We start from the raw sequence: 14,459 nt of genomic DNA on the forward strand, positions 1-14,459 counted from the left end.
TCGCCGCGTCTTAGACGATCTTTCTTTCAAATTAGTGACCTTCGAAATAAAGAACTCTAAATGTCACATCAGAGCCAGGCTTTAACGCCTATCGTGCCTTTGAAGAGGCTGAACCCAATTTACCTTGGGAGAGTTTTTTGGAAATGTGGTCCTCCTCACACACGTACGGAAGCGCGCTTCGCGCAAGTTGCATTGACAAAATTTGCGCGCATACGGCAAACGCATGCCAGGCGGTTCTGAACCGGCCCAAAAAGGGATAAGTGAGGCGTCTTCATCTAAAAAAATAGAACGATAAACACGACGCCTCATAAGCATTTAATAGGCATCGCCCGGTTTGCGCGAGACTGCGGGCTGAACGATAAACGGCGCGTCGTTGGTTAATTCGACGCGAACTTCGCCTACTGTCATGACCTCGCCTTTTGCCGTCTCGGATCCGTTCACGCGCACTAAGGAAACGACATACTCTCGGGTCGCGCCAGCGCCCATCTTGGCAAGCGCCTCGGTTGCGGGAAATTCAAGCTCGACGTCGCCATGATGCGCAGCCCCGGCTATCTCGAATGGACCGAGCGTGCCAATAAAATAGGTGGATTTGGCGGTTTCGGCGTCGACCTTATCTGGCAAGTTGAGATAGACGTTATAGAAGTATCCGCCAGCAGCGCCTGCGCGCGTCAAGGCGAGTCCGTCGAAGACAATCTTGACCGACCGATAACGACTTGCAGGGACGGCTAGCGCCTGCGTTGCCGATGAGCTTTTAGCGTCCGTGGACGAGGCAATCGACGTTGCGGATAGTAAATCCTGAAGGTCTTGCGTCGAACTCGCTTCCGTCGTTACGCGAACGCTGACCGATGCTTCTCGTAGTGCCAAGCCTTTCACGCCGCCTATCGCGCGTCGTCCGGTGGCAAGCGTGCGTGCGGGTGTGGCGGCAAGGCTCACGAGTGCCGGGCGCGAGCGAAGCGGTGTGATTTGCGCCTGGACGCGAATAATGTGCGCTGCATTGGCCTGCGGCGGAAGCGCGGTAGGGCGATTGGTGTTGGCGTAATCGTAGCCAAGCGTGCGACGGTTCGAATAACAGTCGGACTTTTTGATGGTTAATCCCGTTGCATAGGTGAACGTGCCTGCCCAGTAAGCTGCAGTCGGAACAGGCATGGTTCTGCCATCAGGCAAAGCCCATGCATGCCAGAGGCGATCCACGTTTGCATGATGCAGGTAAAAAATAGGATCGCGCGGCGATTGCATTGTTGCCATGACGTTGCCGATCAGGTTGTGCACCGGATTGTGCGGCGCGGTTTCGAATTTTTCCTCGAAGGAGTTAGCGGTCCCGCGCTGAAAATTCACGGTCGTGGCGGCGAATGGCGACAGGTCCAGCGACGAGTACACATTGTTGTTTAGCCGCGGGCAGAAAAGCGGGTTGCCGCTAGCTGAATCGGTGAATTCTGGTGGGATGCTTGGTGTGTGAAACCAATCCCAGTACGGCAGCGTCAGAGCGTTGTCACCGGACACGATCCGCAACTGCTTCTCCAAGTAATAAAGATATCCGCGATGCCAAGCCAAAAAATATGGCATCTTATGCGGACAGTAATTAGCATGCACGTTCGCCCAGTACAGCCAGGAATTGGGACTGCTGGCCGTCTTGTTTGCCATCATGGTCTGCAGAGCGTTGATGAACGATCCATATTGTGGCGTCAGCTTGAATTGCTCCCATTCGAGGCGTACGTATGTCGTGGTAGCCAGCGCGTTTTGTGGAAAGGGAGCCACAAGTAGTGCGGACGCAGAGGCGCCCAGGAAAGTGCGACGATCAAGTTTAAGATACGACATCAGCGCTCCATAACGTAGTTTGCCTAAGTAATGCGGGTCCGTCGAAGCGCGATCTTGGTGCGCTTTTTCGTGTCGGAAGAGGTTCAGGCTAGGGCGGATCGGACGAGCCAAGGGCTCGATCAGCCTGCTTCAGGCGGGTGGCGACTTCGAACGTTCGCGTAGCCGAGGAATTGACGTGTTGATATGAAGTTCTACTGCATTCGATGCCGTTCTGATCGTACGGTCTCGCACACGACAAAGTCTTTTCACCGAGCTTTCGACACGAACGAATTTATACCGCTGCAGCCCCGCCCGTAAGCCCGCTTAGTAGGGCTTGAATTTTTCGAACTTGTGTTCTTAACCGGCTAAGCGCACCTTTGCAGATGACGCAGTGCGATAGTTTGAAGGACTTAATGGTCTTTCATGCGATCTTTCGAGCGCTGCTTAGCGCGGCTGTGTCTGTCGCTGTTTGCCGCACTCATCGCGTGTGCTCGCCCGTGACTGGAATGCGACACGTGAAACCCTTCACGCTCGAGTACATATATGGCTTCTTCGTTCCGGAAGAATTTTGCGGTTTTGTTGCTTCTTCAGGTATCGACCTACGCGGTTCCACTGCTCACGCTTCCCCTGCTCACCCGCGTGCTTACACCGGAGGGGTACGGGCGCCTCGCGTTTGCGCTGGCCTTCATTAATTATTTTATTGTCTTGACGAACTATGGCTTTGGCTTAACTGCTACGCCGCAAATCTCCGTCAACCGCGCCAATCGCGAAGAGCGCTCTCGAGTCTTCTGGTCGACGCTTTGCGCGCAGGGTGTGGTCACGATTGGCGGCTTTGCCATCTTGCTGACCCTGTCTTTCGTGTTTGACCGCCTTGCACAAGATCGCGAACTTCTCCTCCTAGGCTTTGGCCTTGCCGTTGGCGCGATGCTCACGCCGACGTGGTATTTCCAGGGTATAGAAGATTTGCGCATCACGGGCGCCATTGTCTTTGCGAGTCGCGTGCTGAGCGTTCCCGCAATGTACTTGCTCGTGCACAGTCGAGACGACATTTACTGGGCAATGGGCGTCAATTCGCTCGTACCTTTGATGTCGGGTCTGACCATCATGACGTACCTTTACTTTCGTCGTGAGCTCGACTTTGTTTCCGTATCGCTGGATTCGATTGCAAAGTCCCTTAAGGACGGCTGGAGCGTCTTCCTCGCGACAGCCATCAATGAATACAGCGCGTCGAGCAACACGGTGCTGCTAGCCCTTATTTCCGGGAACGTTGCCGCCGGCTACTTCGCTGCGGGCGATAAGCTAATCCGCGCCGCCATAGGCATCATGAGCCCGCTCAAAACCGCCGCTTATCCGCGCATCAGCTATCTCATGCATCATTCGCGCGATGCGGCTTTTTCCTTCTTAAGAAAAATGCTAGCGTTCCAAGGGACGGTTGTTGCGTTGATCTCTTTGACCATCTTTACAGCCGCGCCGTTGGCGGTGAAATTGCTTTACGGTCCGCACTATCAGCCTACAGTCGACGTATTGCGTCTCATGGCGTTCGTGCCGTTCCTGTCAGGTATTGCAGATGTTTTTGGCGTGCAGACCATGCTGCCCCTTGGAATGAAGTCGCAGTTTGGGCGCGTGCTTTTGGGCGCGGCGGTTCTTAACGTTGCGCTTCTGACCGTTCTATCCACTTTCTTTGCGGAACTAGGCGCCGCTACAGCGCTTCTCACGGTGCAGGCATACGTCGCGATCGCCATGGCGACAACGCTCTATATGCAGCGAGTTCCGTTCTTTTTGAAGCAGGGCGTTCCCGAATGAAGCGGCAGGCACCGCCTCGTCGAGATAGATCGTGCGATGGGGTTGCTTTAAGCGACGTTCTTGAGAACAGGCTTAGTCAACGCAGTTTGATAGACGTCGATATAGGCATCTACCATCGCGGCAACGCTAAAACCTTCGGCGTATTGGCGCAAGCGGTCGTGCAATGACGTGTCCTGCAAGAGCTTCACGGCATCGCGAAGTTTGTCTATAAGCGTGTGCGGCTGCTCCATATCGAAGAGGAGGTTGGAGCCTGGCTCGATCACTTCCGGAATTCCACCTGTGTTTGCAGCCACGACCGGCACGCCGTGTGAATAAGCTTCGACCGTCACGCGTCCAAAGGGCTCATTCCATTTCGATGGCACGATGAGAATGTCGATGGCTTCCAGAAATTCGCCAGGCTTCACTTGCCCAAGGAATTCGACGCGCGGGTCGGCATAGTTCTCTTTCAGCTCCCCCAGATATTCCGCGTCGCCCTTACCACCGATGGCAAGCGTCCATTCGAGCGAATGATCCGCAAGAAGCTGCTCGAACAAAACCTCAAGTCCTTTTTCCGGCGAAACGCGTCCGAGCACGCCAAGCCGTACAGGGCCGCTTTCGTACTTTGAAACGCGCTTAATGGGAGCAGCATCGTCCAGCGGAACATAACAATTGCTGATGACCTCGGTGCGCATTGCGCTTGGGAAGAAGCCATTATCGACGTGCTTCTGCAAGACAAATCTGCTTACGCCGACGGCCACGTCCACACTCGCGGATGCGGCACGCTTCGGTCCCGCATACAACGAGCACATGCCGCATTGACGCTCACAAGGCTTCGCACCGGAAAACATGGTGGACGTCGGGCACATGAGATAGTAGTCGCGAGCCGTATGCACTATAGGCACGTTGGCATTACGGGCCACGCGCCAGATGTCAATTGAGAGGCAGGAAAGGTTGCTCGTGTTGACTATGTCGGGCTTTTCCCGCGCAATGATATTTTTGAGCTTGCGCGACATGATCACGTTGTGCAGATCGATGGCGTGCCAGATGAGCTTGACGACAGACGAATGCTTCTTCGGTTTGTGCGGCCAATAAACATTGACCGAGCGAAGATGGTAGACCTTTACGCCGTTAAGTCTGCTGATCCGATCCACGCCGGCGCCTGTAGCGCAAACTACGCACACTTCCATTCCGGCCTTGACGAGACCCTCTGCAAGGAGTCGCGTCGATATCTCTGCCCCGCCGACGGAATCCGGATGATACAAAGTGTTCGCGATGAGTATTTTCACGGCATCCGCAGTAGTTGGTGTTATCGCTGATCCAGGAAGCGTTCCGCAAGTCATCTGTAATACTACGGTATTTATTCAATCCTTGGTAGGTTGCGTCTTCAAGTAAAGCGCACTTTCGTGGCGTTCGCCATAGAGAATTTGCGCAAGCGCATACGCAGCGCGGTCCCACCTGAACTGGTTGGCTCGCGCGTATCCGCGTTGACGATGCCACTCGCGGACATCGTGTTGTGTGGTCATCACTTCGATCTTCGCTGCAATATCAGTGGCTGAAAGCGGATCACAATACATGGCCGCGTCGCCACAGACCTCGGGAAGCGAAGCTTCCGAAGACGTAATGACTGGACACCCGCAGCGCATGGCCTCTAGCGGCGGAAGTCCGTAACCCTCGTACAGAGATGGAAAAACGAGGCAGGCAGCGCTTCCATACAGCGCCTTCAATTCGCCGTCCGATACAAAACCTGCCCAAGTCACCTTATCTGATTGCGCGACGCCCTGCACGTCCTGTGCGGCGAATACACGCGGATTTGCTCCTCCCGCCACGACGAACTTGATATCGGATTTTTTTTCGAGCAGCTTCGTAGCATCGAGCACGCGCTGCAGATTCTTGCGAGGATCCAGGCTCCCGACTAGAACGCAGAATTTCCCTTTCTCAAGCGATAGACGAGTGAGAATAGCCGGATCAGGCTCTATGCGATCCATGTGATCCGCGCCGGGACGAATAACCTCGACATGCAATTCCGCTAAGCCTAGATGGTGGCAAATGCGCCGTTTCGAGAAGTCCGATACGGTGAGAATCAGTCGGGTCTGCTTAGCGAGAACTGAAAACTTGAATCGGTACCAAAAAGAAAATTTCTTCGAGAATGCTTGAGGGACGTCGTAAACCGCCATATCGTGAATCATCACCAGTTGGCGACGTTTGAGCAACGGCCCGGTATTGCACAAGCTGATCAGTGTGTCCTGTGCCGATTCGAGCGGCAAAACGACTTGCTCCCATAGGTTTCCCTTGAGCAGCTGCGGCAAACGCCCTTTGCGGCTGGCTAGTCCAAGGTCTTTGGCGTCGGGTGGCACCACGAGCGGCAGATCGTTCGGAGTCGAAGCCTGCGCCTGCAACGCCCGCGTCAATTCAAATGCAACGCGTTGCACGCCTGTGATGCGTTGAGATGCAAATTTGCCATTAATGGTAAACCCCATGGACCCCCCGTTAATACTGCGAATTATTCCGGTGCGTACCGGCTACGGTGTGGTATGCACGCTTATCGTTCGGCCACGGGAATTTGTGAACCTGAATTTGTCAGACGTTCCAATTCGGCCGTCTCAGCTACTTCAATTAAAAGCCGTAAGTCCGATACGAGAACGGCGGACGACCGCATGTTCAAGGCATCAGCGGTGTTAATCGACTTCCTAATTCGCTCCAGCGCAAATTGCACTGCTTTCATGGAAAGCTCTCCGAGGAAGATACCCATTGCTCAACGACGAGGAAGGCGAGTCCCGGACAAAGTAGTCCGAGATGGAGGAGCCCGGCCCAGCGACACGTGCAGTCGACGTCAGTGGTGCACGCGCATTGGTGTGATGAAGACACACAGGGAGTTTTTCTTGCCGCTATATTTGGCTCTGTGCGGGAAAACACTGACGTACATGCCGTACAAAAAAGCAAGCACTAAGAATCGTTTTGTTTCAAAATTGAAAAACGTTGCCGCTTTTTAGATCGTACGTTCACTCTTTAATGAGCCGCGCTTTACCTTTACGCCTGGCGAAATCCCCTGATAAAATCGGCTTGATCCTTACATGTGCTTGACATCTTAAAATTGGTGGTCCCAACTAACGTTTTCGCGCAAAGGTTTGCGCGAAAATCATCAGATGGAAGACATGTAGCTCGATCAAACAAGTCGGCCGATTAGTCTGATGAATAAGACGAAGCGTATTTGTAGTTTTTTGCTCTAAGCAGACCCGATTTCCGCTAGCTAACTGGGCACCTAATACCTGAGTTACTTGTTCGCATAAAGCACTTCGCAGCTGGCACGCGTTTTATCGTACTCCTCATTGGTTGAACAAGACTTTTTTCGTTTTGATGGAATGTGAGCATTGAAATTTCGAGCGCTTTGGACTTTGGTGCCCTAGACCACATTGAACCTCGTAAGCAATCTACGATAGTTAGTAGGCCTAGGACCTGTTCTCTGGAGGTGCATTCGACTGATACGCAGCATTCGACAACATCTTTAGAGCAAAGTAGGGCGCCGCTCGTCTAAGGACGATCATGCGGAAAGTTAACAGCCCTATTGGACAACGCGTCGGTGCGAACGCTCCACCGTGTGTCCGCCGTCCCACCAGTACGAGATGCCGACGGTCTCCCTACAGAGGCACGCGATTGGCCAATCTCGACTTGAAGGGATTTGGACTACGAACCTTCGTTCACGGAGTCGTCTATGTGGATCATCGACCGAGCGCGCGCATTCTTCGCTCTCATCGCTCGTGCGGCTTCAGTTGTCTGGGTGTTGTGCACATTTGTTTTTTTGGTCGTTCTCATGTCGCTTTTCAGCAAGTTGGAGCAGCGATCGGAAAGGTTGTCGAAATTCCGCCAAGACCGGAAGAATCGACATCCGATGGGCGCAAACCCCTCCACCGTGCCCGCTAGCGGAAAGCTACGAGATTCGAACGAATAGCTGATTCACCTTCTAGCGCGCGTGTTGTTACGCGCCCCAAAAAAACGAGAGCGAGTTTATGCTGAATCTTCAATCGGATCTGCACGGAAATCATTTGTTGCGAGCGTTGCCACTGGAAGAATGGCAGGCGCTCGCGCCCGATCTCGAGATCATCGAGTTGCGAGCGGGACAGGTGCTTTGCAATGCACATGACTCGTTTCTTCATGTGTACTTTCCGGCGTCCGCGGTCATCTCTCTGTCACATGCGTTGGACGGCAATTGCTCGGTCGAGATTGCAACGGTAGGGCGTGAAGGCATGGTTGGCGTGCCCGTTTTAACGGAAGGCGACACCATGCCCACGATGGTCACAGTGGAATGCAGCGGCACCGCGTACCGCATGGACGCGCATCTGCTGCGCGAACACTTGCAGCGCTCGCGGCTCCTTGATCGCCTTTCCATGCTTTATATCCATGCGTTCTTCACGCAGATCGCGCAGAACGCGGCATGCAATCGGTATCACTCGCTAAGCAGTCAACTCTGTCGATGGCTTCTGGTCGGGCTCGACCGGGCTTCATCGAATCAATTGCGCGTCACGCAGCAGCACATCGCCGACTTGTTGGGCGTGCGTCGCGAAGGCGTCACCGAAGCAGTCGGGAGATTGCACTCGCACGGCGTCGTGTATCAGACGCGCGGCTGCATTCGCGTTCTTGATCGCAAGGCGCTCGAAGCGCGTGCTTGCGAATGCTACGGTCTTATCAAGGCGGAGTTCAATCGCTTGCTGCCAGCGACAATCACGACCCCGTAAAGAGAATGAGCTTGTCGCTTGCAAAAGAGCAGGTGCATCAACGAGCTTCAGACACCGAACAGGAGATGCTGCGATGGCCCGTGTGCTCATTCTCAATCTTGCTGCGTCATCGACGGACACCGCCGACAACGATCTAACCATGCCGGTCGAGATACGGAACGAAGCGGGATCGGTAATAAAGCGCGTGATACTCGCGAGGGCGTGGCCAACGAGAGTCGAATTGCCGGACGACTTCGAAACGCGTGGTGTTCCAGCCGATGAGGCAAAGCCGGCTAGCGGCCTGGCCGTAATCATCGTTGCAACAAAAACATACGGCGGTCAAGAGGCACAGCGTCGGCTCATGCTCATTGGTCGCTTTAGCCAGCATACCGTCGATTTCATGCTCGACGTCTCAAGAAGTGGTTAGTAAGGCCTTTTGACCGTCGCGCCGCTTAGACGGTCCCTTTTAACTTTTCTATTGTGAGCGGGCTTATGAAAGTAACCGTCGTTGGTACGGGCTATGTTGGCCTTGTTACAGGCGCATGCCTGGCCGAAGTGGGTAACAGCGTTCTTTGCATGGATGTCGACCAAGAAAAAATTGATTTGCTTAACCGGGGCGGCATTCCCATTCACGAGCCAGGACTCAAGGAGCTGATTCAGGGCAACGTAAAGGCAGGACGAATCAGCTTCACGACGAGCGTCGCCAAGGCGGTAGAGCACGGAGACGTACAGTTCATTTGCGTAGGTACGCCACCTGATGAAGATGGTTCCGCAGACCTTCAATACGTATTAGCGGCTGCCGAGCAGATTGGCAAGTACGCGCAAGGTTTCAAGACGATCGTCGACAAGTCGACCGTTCCGGTCGGCACAGCTGATAGAGTCACCGACACCGTGCGAAAAGCGCTTGATGCCAGGGGTGTAAATCATCAATTCTCGGTCGTGTCTAATCCTGAGTTTCTGAAGGAAGGCGCAGCCGTAGTCGACTTCATGCGCCCGGACCGGATCGTACTTGGCTGCGCGTCCGATACCTCGGGCGAACGCGCACGCGCCGTGCTCACGCGTCTTTATGCGCCATTCAATCGGAACCACGAACGCACGATGTATATGGATGTGCGCTCCGCCGAATTCACGAAGTATGCTGCTAATGCAATGCTTGCGACGCGTATCTCGTTCATGAACGAGTTGGCGAATCTCGCCGACATGGTGGGCGCGGACATCGAGGCGGTGCGGCGTGGCATAGGATCGGACCCGCGCATCGGCTACGATTTTCTTTATGCGGGTTGCGGCTACGGTGGCTCGTGTTTCCCTAAGGACGTGCGTGCATTGATTCAAACAGCGCATGAGTACGGCCGCGATCTGCAGATACTGAACTCGGTGGAGTCGGTGAATCATGCGCAAAAGGACGTGCTTGTCAGCAAGGTCTGCGCGCGGCTTGGTGAGGATCTGACGGGGAAAACACTTGCGGTTTGGGGGCTGGCCTTCAAGCCAAACACCGACGACATGCGCGAAGCACCGAGCCGCAGGTTGATTGCCGAATTGCTCAAGCGAGGCGCGACTGTTCGTGCATACGATCCAGTTTCTTCGGATGAGGCGCAACGGGTGTTCGCGCTCGACTTGGCAGACGACCCTTCGTACGGCGCAAGGCTTAAATTTTGTAGCAACCAGTATGAAGGTGTGAAGGACGCCGACGCGCTTGTAATCGTCACCGAATGGAAAGCGTTCAAGAGCCCCGATATCGCAGCGCTGCATGCTGGTTTGAAGAAGCCGTTAATCTTCGATGGGCGCAACTTGTTCGATCCCGAGAATATGGCGGAGCTGGGCTTTGTCTACGAGGCCATCGGTCGGCCCACGGTTGAGCCAAAGTAATCGCTAAAAGATAAAGGCGTTGCGGGTTGATTACTCGCAACGCCTTTTTTCGCATCCGAGGTGTTCGGTCACACTTGCGACTCGGTCACCGCTACATTGCTTCGACTTGGTACAAGAGCCACTTCTTTTTCGGCACGGAAACGAGCAAGCCTGACTTCGATGAACGCCGAGAACGACGCCTTGAATTTTTCGGTCGAAAATCTTTCGGCATTGTCGCGGCATGCGCGCGGATCGAACAGATGCGCGTTGCGCTCAAAGCGCTCGATGGCATCGATAAGCGACTCACACGTTGGCTCCTTGAAGAAGAGGCCTGTGGGGCGTTCGCGTGGCAGGCCGATCACCGTCTCCAGTGCGCCGCCTTTGCCGAACGTGACGACCGGCGTGCCGCATGCTTGGGCTTCTATGATCGATATGCCGAAGTCCTCCTCGGCCGCATACACGAAAGCGCGCGCGCGCTGCATGTGGTCACGCAAGACTTCGAATGACTGATAGCCGAGGATCTCGACGTTCGGACCTGCGGACGCACGAATCTTTTGCATGTCGGGACCGTCCCCGATCACGACAAGACGCCGCTCCGGCGTGCGGGAAAACGCCTTTACGATAAGGTCGATGCGCTTGTACGGTACAAGTCGCGATGCGGTCAAATAGAAGTCGTCTTTCTGTGTTCGCATGGGAAGTGAACGCACGTCGACCGGAGGATAAATCACAGTCGAGTCACGTTGGTATGCCTTCCTGATACGGCGCGCGATGAAGTGCGAATTGGCGATCAGATAATCCACGCCGTTGGTCGAGCGTGCGTCCCATACGCGAATATAGTGCAGCAAAAGCCGCGCCATGACCGACTTCAACCCCTTGGTCAGGCCCGCTTCGTTGAGATATTGATGCTGTAAGTCCCAGGCATAGCGAACCGGCGAGTGAACATAGCTGACATGAAGCTGGTCCGGTCCGGTAATTACTCCCTTGGCAACCGCGTAAGAGCTGGAAATGATGAGATCGTAGCTTGAAAGATCGAGCTGCTCGATTGCTATAGGCATTAGCGCCAGATAGGACCTGTAGCGCTTTTTTGCAAAGGGCATTTTTTGAATGAAGGACGGGTGTACTTTGCAATCCTTGACGCAAGCGCGGTCTTTAAGAAAGTCAACGATGGTGTAAATCTCGGCGCTGGGGAAGCACTCGATAATTTGCTGCAGAACTTTTTCCGCGCCTCCAGACACCACGAGCCAATCATGGACAATCGCAATTTTCACGGTTTTCCCTCGTTTAAAGAAACGAATGAGGAGACTTTCTTGGGCTTAAGGCCTTATGGTCCTAGGTAGAAATCCCAATTTTTGTGGTGTACCTAACACTTCGATGGCCGCCAACAAATTGCAAGGGAATCCTCAAAATAGGTGAAATTGTTTCGGGCGTTTTGCCCTGCCGCGTATATCGTTTCCAGTAAAGAATGACCGGACATCGTGCTTAAAAACGCAGATCGTACGTCTGTTGGTTAGCGCACAACGTCGAGCATTCGAGCTGTTCATACTGTGGTCAACCAATCGAAAGTTTCGAGAGTTCTTCCTTGCATGATCGTGCATTCACAACACGAGGTGACCGAGTAAGGTGACGCAGTGACTTGTGGGCTCGAATGGATGGATCACAGCAAGCGCTACATAGAAATTTTTAAGGAGAGAGGGATGTCGCTTCCGAGGAGACTGTTCAACGGTGCAAAGGGGTGGCTCCCTGATACCGCGTATCTCATGCTCTACCATCGTCACAAGGTAGGACGTTTTCCCAACGTCCGTGCTCCCGAGACGTTCAACGAGAAGATTCTTTACCGGTGTCTTTTTCCGGACCCCCGGTATGCGGACCTTGCGGACAAGCTCAATGTGCGCGACTACGTTCAGCGCAAGGTCGGTGAGCGATACCTGACCAATATAATCGCCACACCAGAGAGGTTCACCCGCGAGGAGTTCGATTCTCTGCCGATAAGCTTTGTGATGAAGGCGAATCACGGTAGTGGTTTCGTCAAGCTCGTTCGCGACAAGGCCGAGACGTCCTTCGAGGAGCTCGACGCGCTTGCGCGCGAATGGCTGATCACCGACTTCTATCGCATAGCGCGGGAGCGTCACTATCGGACCATCAAGCCGCGCATTTTCTTTGAAGAGCTTTTACTCGATTCCAGCGGTGCCGTTCCTGCTGACATCAAGATCCATTGTTTTTTCAACGGAAGAGACAGCCAGCCCACGATTTACATTGCGCTCATTTCGGACCGGTTTGGCGAGCATCCACGTGGCGACATGTATGACGGGAACTGGAACCGGCTCGATATTGCGATCGGCCACTATCCGCGTAGTGAGGTCGCGGCGCCGCGACCGCAGTGCTTTGATGAGTTGATCTCGGTCGCCGTTAGCCTTGCGGAAGGCTTCGAATATGTGCGGGTAGATCTTTACGCACCGGACGATCGAATCCTTTTCGGCGAGTTAACCTTCACGCCGGGTGCAGGCGTGTTTCCCATGCATCCGGATATCGTCGATTACGAGTGGGGGAGGTTGATGGAGGTTAAGGGGGTGGGTTAGATTGGTCGCTTATGCCTTTGCCCGGGCGTCGGGCGAAGGCTATGCGCCGCCTGCTTGTACCGCAGCACCGGTCAATTCATTGAGGCCGTTGATTCGTACATTCGCTGGTACACGAGAAGCGGATCGAGATCTCGCTTGGCGCACTCACTCCGATTGAATACCGGGCGAGCCTCGGGCTGACAATATGAGGCAGTCCAAGAATTCCTCCGCATCCCCAAACAGAACACTAGGATACTGCCGCTACACGCATGTTGAGGCCAATTTGAAATGTCCGATATCCGGCTAAATTGAAATGTCCGGTTTGGGGTCGGTTCCTGCTTCCAAAGAAGACAGTTTCTCCACCGAGGCTGCCCGCATTTCGGCACTTCTGAGCATCATCGCGTTCAGGTCGATCTGCTTGAGTTCGCGTTGCTTGCGCGTGTTGTTGGCGCGCATCTTCGGGCGCACCTCTTCGCCCCGATTGGTGCGTGAGGGCGCTGACTTGATAGGGCGATTGTCGCGCTCCATCTGCACCTGCCTCGACAGCGCAAGGACGTGTCCAAGACGCTTGTTGTCGACCTCAGCGCCCTGGTCGACATGGGACAGGCGATCATAACGTCGACAGGGCAACGCCGCGCCATTCGCCCAAATCTCGATGCGCCCGTCCGGGTACTCGTACACATCGAGATAGCGATGGATCAAGGCGCGCGTCGCCGGCGAATCTTCAAGCAGGTACATCACGCGATCGTATTGCACCGTCAGCGAGGCCGAGACGCAACGAGATTCGCGTGCCGTCAGAATCGAATCGAGATCCTCGTCGGCACGCACCGGACGATGCGCGTCAAAGTCGCTCTTCGCGCGCTTGCCGAAACGGTCGTTGAAGTCGGCGATGAAGTGGGGCGCATAAGCATTCGCGGCCTCCCACGTGTCGATTTCGCGCAGCCGCAATTCCTTGACGAGCCGATCCTGCAAGGTCAAGTTGGCACGCTCCACGCGCCCCTTCGCCTGACTGCTGTTGGCGCACAGGGTCTCGACGTTGAGCTCGTACAAGGCCCGGCCAAACTGCGTGACCCCCTTGTCAGCCTTGCGCGAGCCCCGGTTGAGCGAGAACACACTGGCTTTATCGCTATACAGCGCCAAGGGCTTGCCGTGCTGCTCGATGTAGCGGCGCGTTGCCTCGAAATAACTGAAGGTCGATTCGGTGGCCGTGAAGTGCAGGGTCATCAGACGGCTGGTGGCATCGTCGATAAACACCAGCAGCGTGCAGGCCGGCGCGCGCTCCTCGAACCAGCGATGATCGCTGCCATCGATCTGGATCAGCTCGCCATAGCACGAGCGACGGTTGCGCGGCTGATGGATCCTTGGAGGACGCTGTCGACGTGGCGTCCAGAGTCCGGCGCCGATCATGAGCCGCCGAACGGTTTCCTTGGCCAGCCGAATGTCATGACACTCGCGCAGCTTCTCGCAGGCAAGCGTCGGGCCAAAATCGCTATAGCGCTCTTTGACGATGGCCACGGCCCGGACCGCCAAGCCCGCGTCGACACGATGATTGCCCGTTTGACCGCGCTTGCCGGAAACCAGGCCCGGCGCGCCTTGTTCGCGTAACCGCGCACTGAGACGCCGCACCTGTCGTGTACTCAGTCCAAGTCGCTCGGCGGCCCGCCACGGTTTGAGCAGTCCGTCGACCACTGACTGAATCACTTTGAATCGGTCCAACTCGCGCATCGACATGGTAATCGTGTCCGTTGCAGCCATCGCGGTCTCCTGCGCCGAA

The 14,459-nt window shown here is 55.0% G+C and carries 10 protein-coding genes and 1 pseudogene; 6 read left to right on the forward strand and 5 right to left on the reverse strand.

Going from position 1 to position 14,459, the window contains the following annotated elements:
• Positions 1-315: 315 nt before the first annotated feature.
• On the reverse strand, positions 316-1,815 hold the full coding sequence (locus LDZ28_RS29980; RefSeq protein WP_244831383.1) for a tyrosinase family protein: 1,500 nt from the start codon (positions 1,813-1,815) through the stop codon (positions 316-318).
• Between the two features lie 522 nt (positions 1,816-2,337).
• Between LDZ28_RS29980 and LDZ28_RS29985 the strand changes: the two genes are divergently transcribed.
• On the forward strand, positions 2,338-3,597 hold the full coding sequence (locus tag LDZ28_RS29985; RefSeq protein ID WP_244831384.1) for an oligosaccharide flippase family protein: 1,260 nt from the start codon (positions 2,338-2,340) through the stop codon (positions 3,595-3,597).
• A gap of 47 nt (positions 3,598-3,644) precedes the next feature.
• Here LDZ28_RS29985 and LDZ28_RS29990 read toward each other — a convergent pair whose 3' ends face one another.
• Positions 3,645-4,862, reverse strand: a complete 1,218-nt coding sequence (locus LDZ28_RS29990) for a glycosyltransferase family 4 protein (RefSeq protein WP_244831385.1) — start codon at positions 4,860-4,862, stop codon at positions 3,645-3,647.
• A gap of 75 nt (positions 4,863-4,937) precedes the next feature.
• Positions 4,938-6,053, reverse strand: coding sequence for a glycosyltransferase family 1 protein (locus tag LDZ28_RS29995; protein WP_244831386.1), 1,116 nt, complete (start codon positions 6,051-6,053; stop codon positions 4,938-4,940).
• A 1,527-nt stretch (positions 6,054-7,580) separates the two neighbouring features.
• Here LDZ28_RS29995 and LDZ28_RS30000 point away from each other — a divergent pair.
• From LDZ28_RS30000 to LDZ28_RS30010, 3 genes are all read left to right on the forward strand, one after another.
• The gene (locus tag LDZ28_RS30000) at positions 7,581-8,306 is read left to right on the forward strand and encodes a Crp/Fnr family transcriptional regulator (RefSeq protein WP_244831387.1); all 726 of its coding nucleotides are present in this window, start codon (positions 7,581-7,583) and stop codon (positions 8,304-8,306) included.
• 73 nt (positions 8,307-8,379) lie between these two features.
• The gene (locus tag LDZ28_RS30005) at positions 8,380-8,712 is read left to right on the forward strand and encodes a hypothetical protein (protein WP_244831388.1); all 333 of its coding nucleotides are present in this window, start codon (positions 8,380-8,382) and stop codon (positions 8,710-8,712) included.
• Positions 8,713-8,777: 65 nt separating this feature from the next.
• A complete protein-coding gene (locus tag LDZ28_RS30010) occupies positions 8,778-10,151 on the forward strand; it encodes a UDP-glucose/GDP-mannose dehydrogenase family protein (RefSeq protein WP_244831389.1) in 1,374 nt (457 codons plus the stop codon).
• Between the two features lie 68 nt (positions 10,152-10,219).
• Here LDZ28_RS30010 and LDZ28_RS30015 read toward each other — a convergent pair whose 3' ends face one another.
• Positions 10,220-11,398 carry a glycosyltransferase family 4 protein gene (locus tag LDZ28_RS30015; protein ID WP_244831390.1) on the reverse strand — a complete coding sequence of 393 codons (1,179 nt, stop codon included), beginning with the start codon at positions 11,396-11,398 and terminating at the stop codon, positions 10,220-10,222.
• A gap of 426 nt (positions 11,399-11,824) precedes the next feature.
• On the opposite strand from LDZ28_RS30015, the gene LDZ28_RS30020 reads away from it, so the two are divergent.
• Both LDZ28_RS30020 and LDZ28_RS30025 read left to right on the forward strand, forming a co-directional pair.
• On the forward strand, positions 11,825-12,706 hold the full coding sequence (locus LDZ28_RS30020; RefSeq protein ID WP_244831391.1) for an ATP-grasp fold amidoligase family protein: 882 nt from the start codon (positions 11,825-11,827) through the stop codon (positions 12,704-12,706).
• A gap of 72 nt (positions 12,707-12,778) precedes the next feature.
• A pseudogene (locus LDZ28_RS30025) lies at positions 12,779-12,894 on the forward strand (IS3 family transposase); the annotation flags it as partial.
• Positions 12,895-12,988: 94 nt separating this feature from the next.
• Here the strand turns inward: LDZ28_RS30025 and LDZ28_RS30030 are convergent.
• A complete protein-coding gene (locus tag LDZ28_RS30030) occupies positions 12,989-14,416 on the reverse strand; it encodes an ISNCY family transposase (protein WP_370652294.1) in 1,428 nt (475 codons plus the stop codon).
• Positions 14,417-14,459: the final 43 nt, after the last annotated feature.

The sequence above is a fragment of the Caballeronia sp. TF1N1 genome, assembly GCF_022878925.1.
Lineage (GTDB): Bacteria > Pseudomonadota > Gammaproteobacteria > Burkholderiales > Burkholderiaceae > Caballeronia.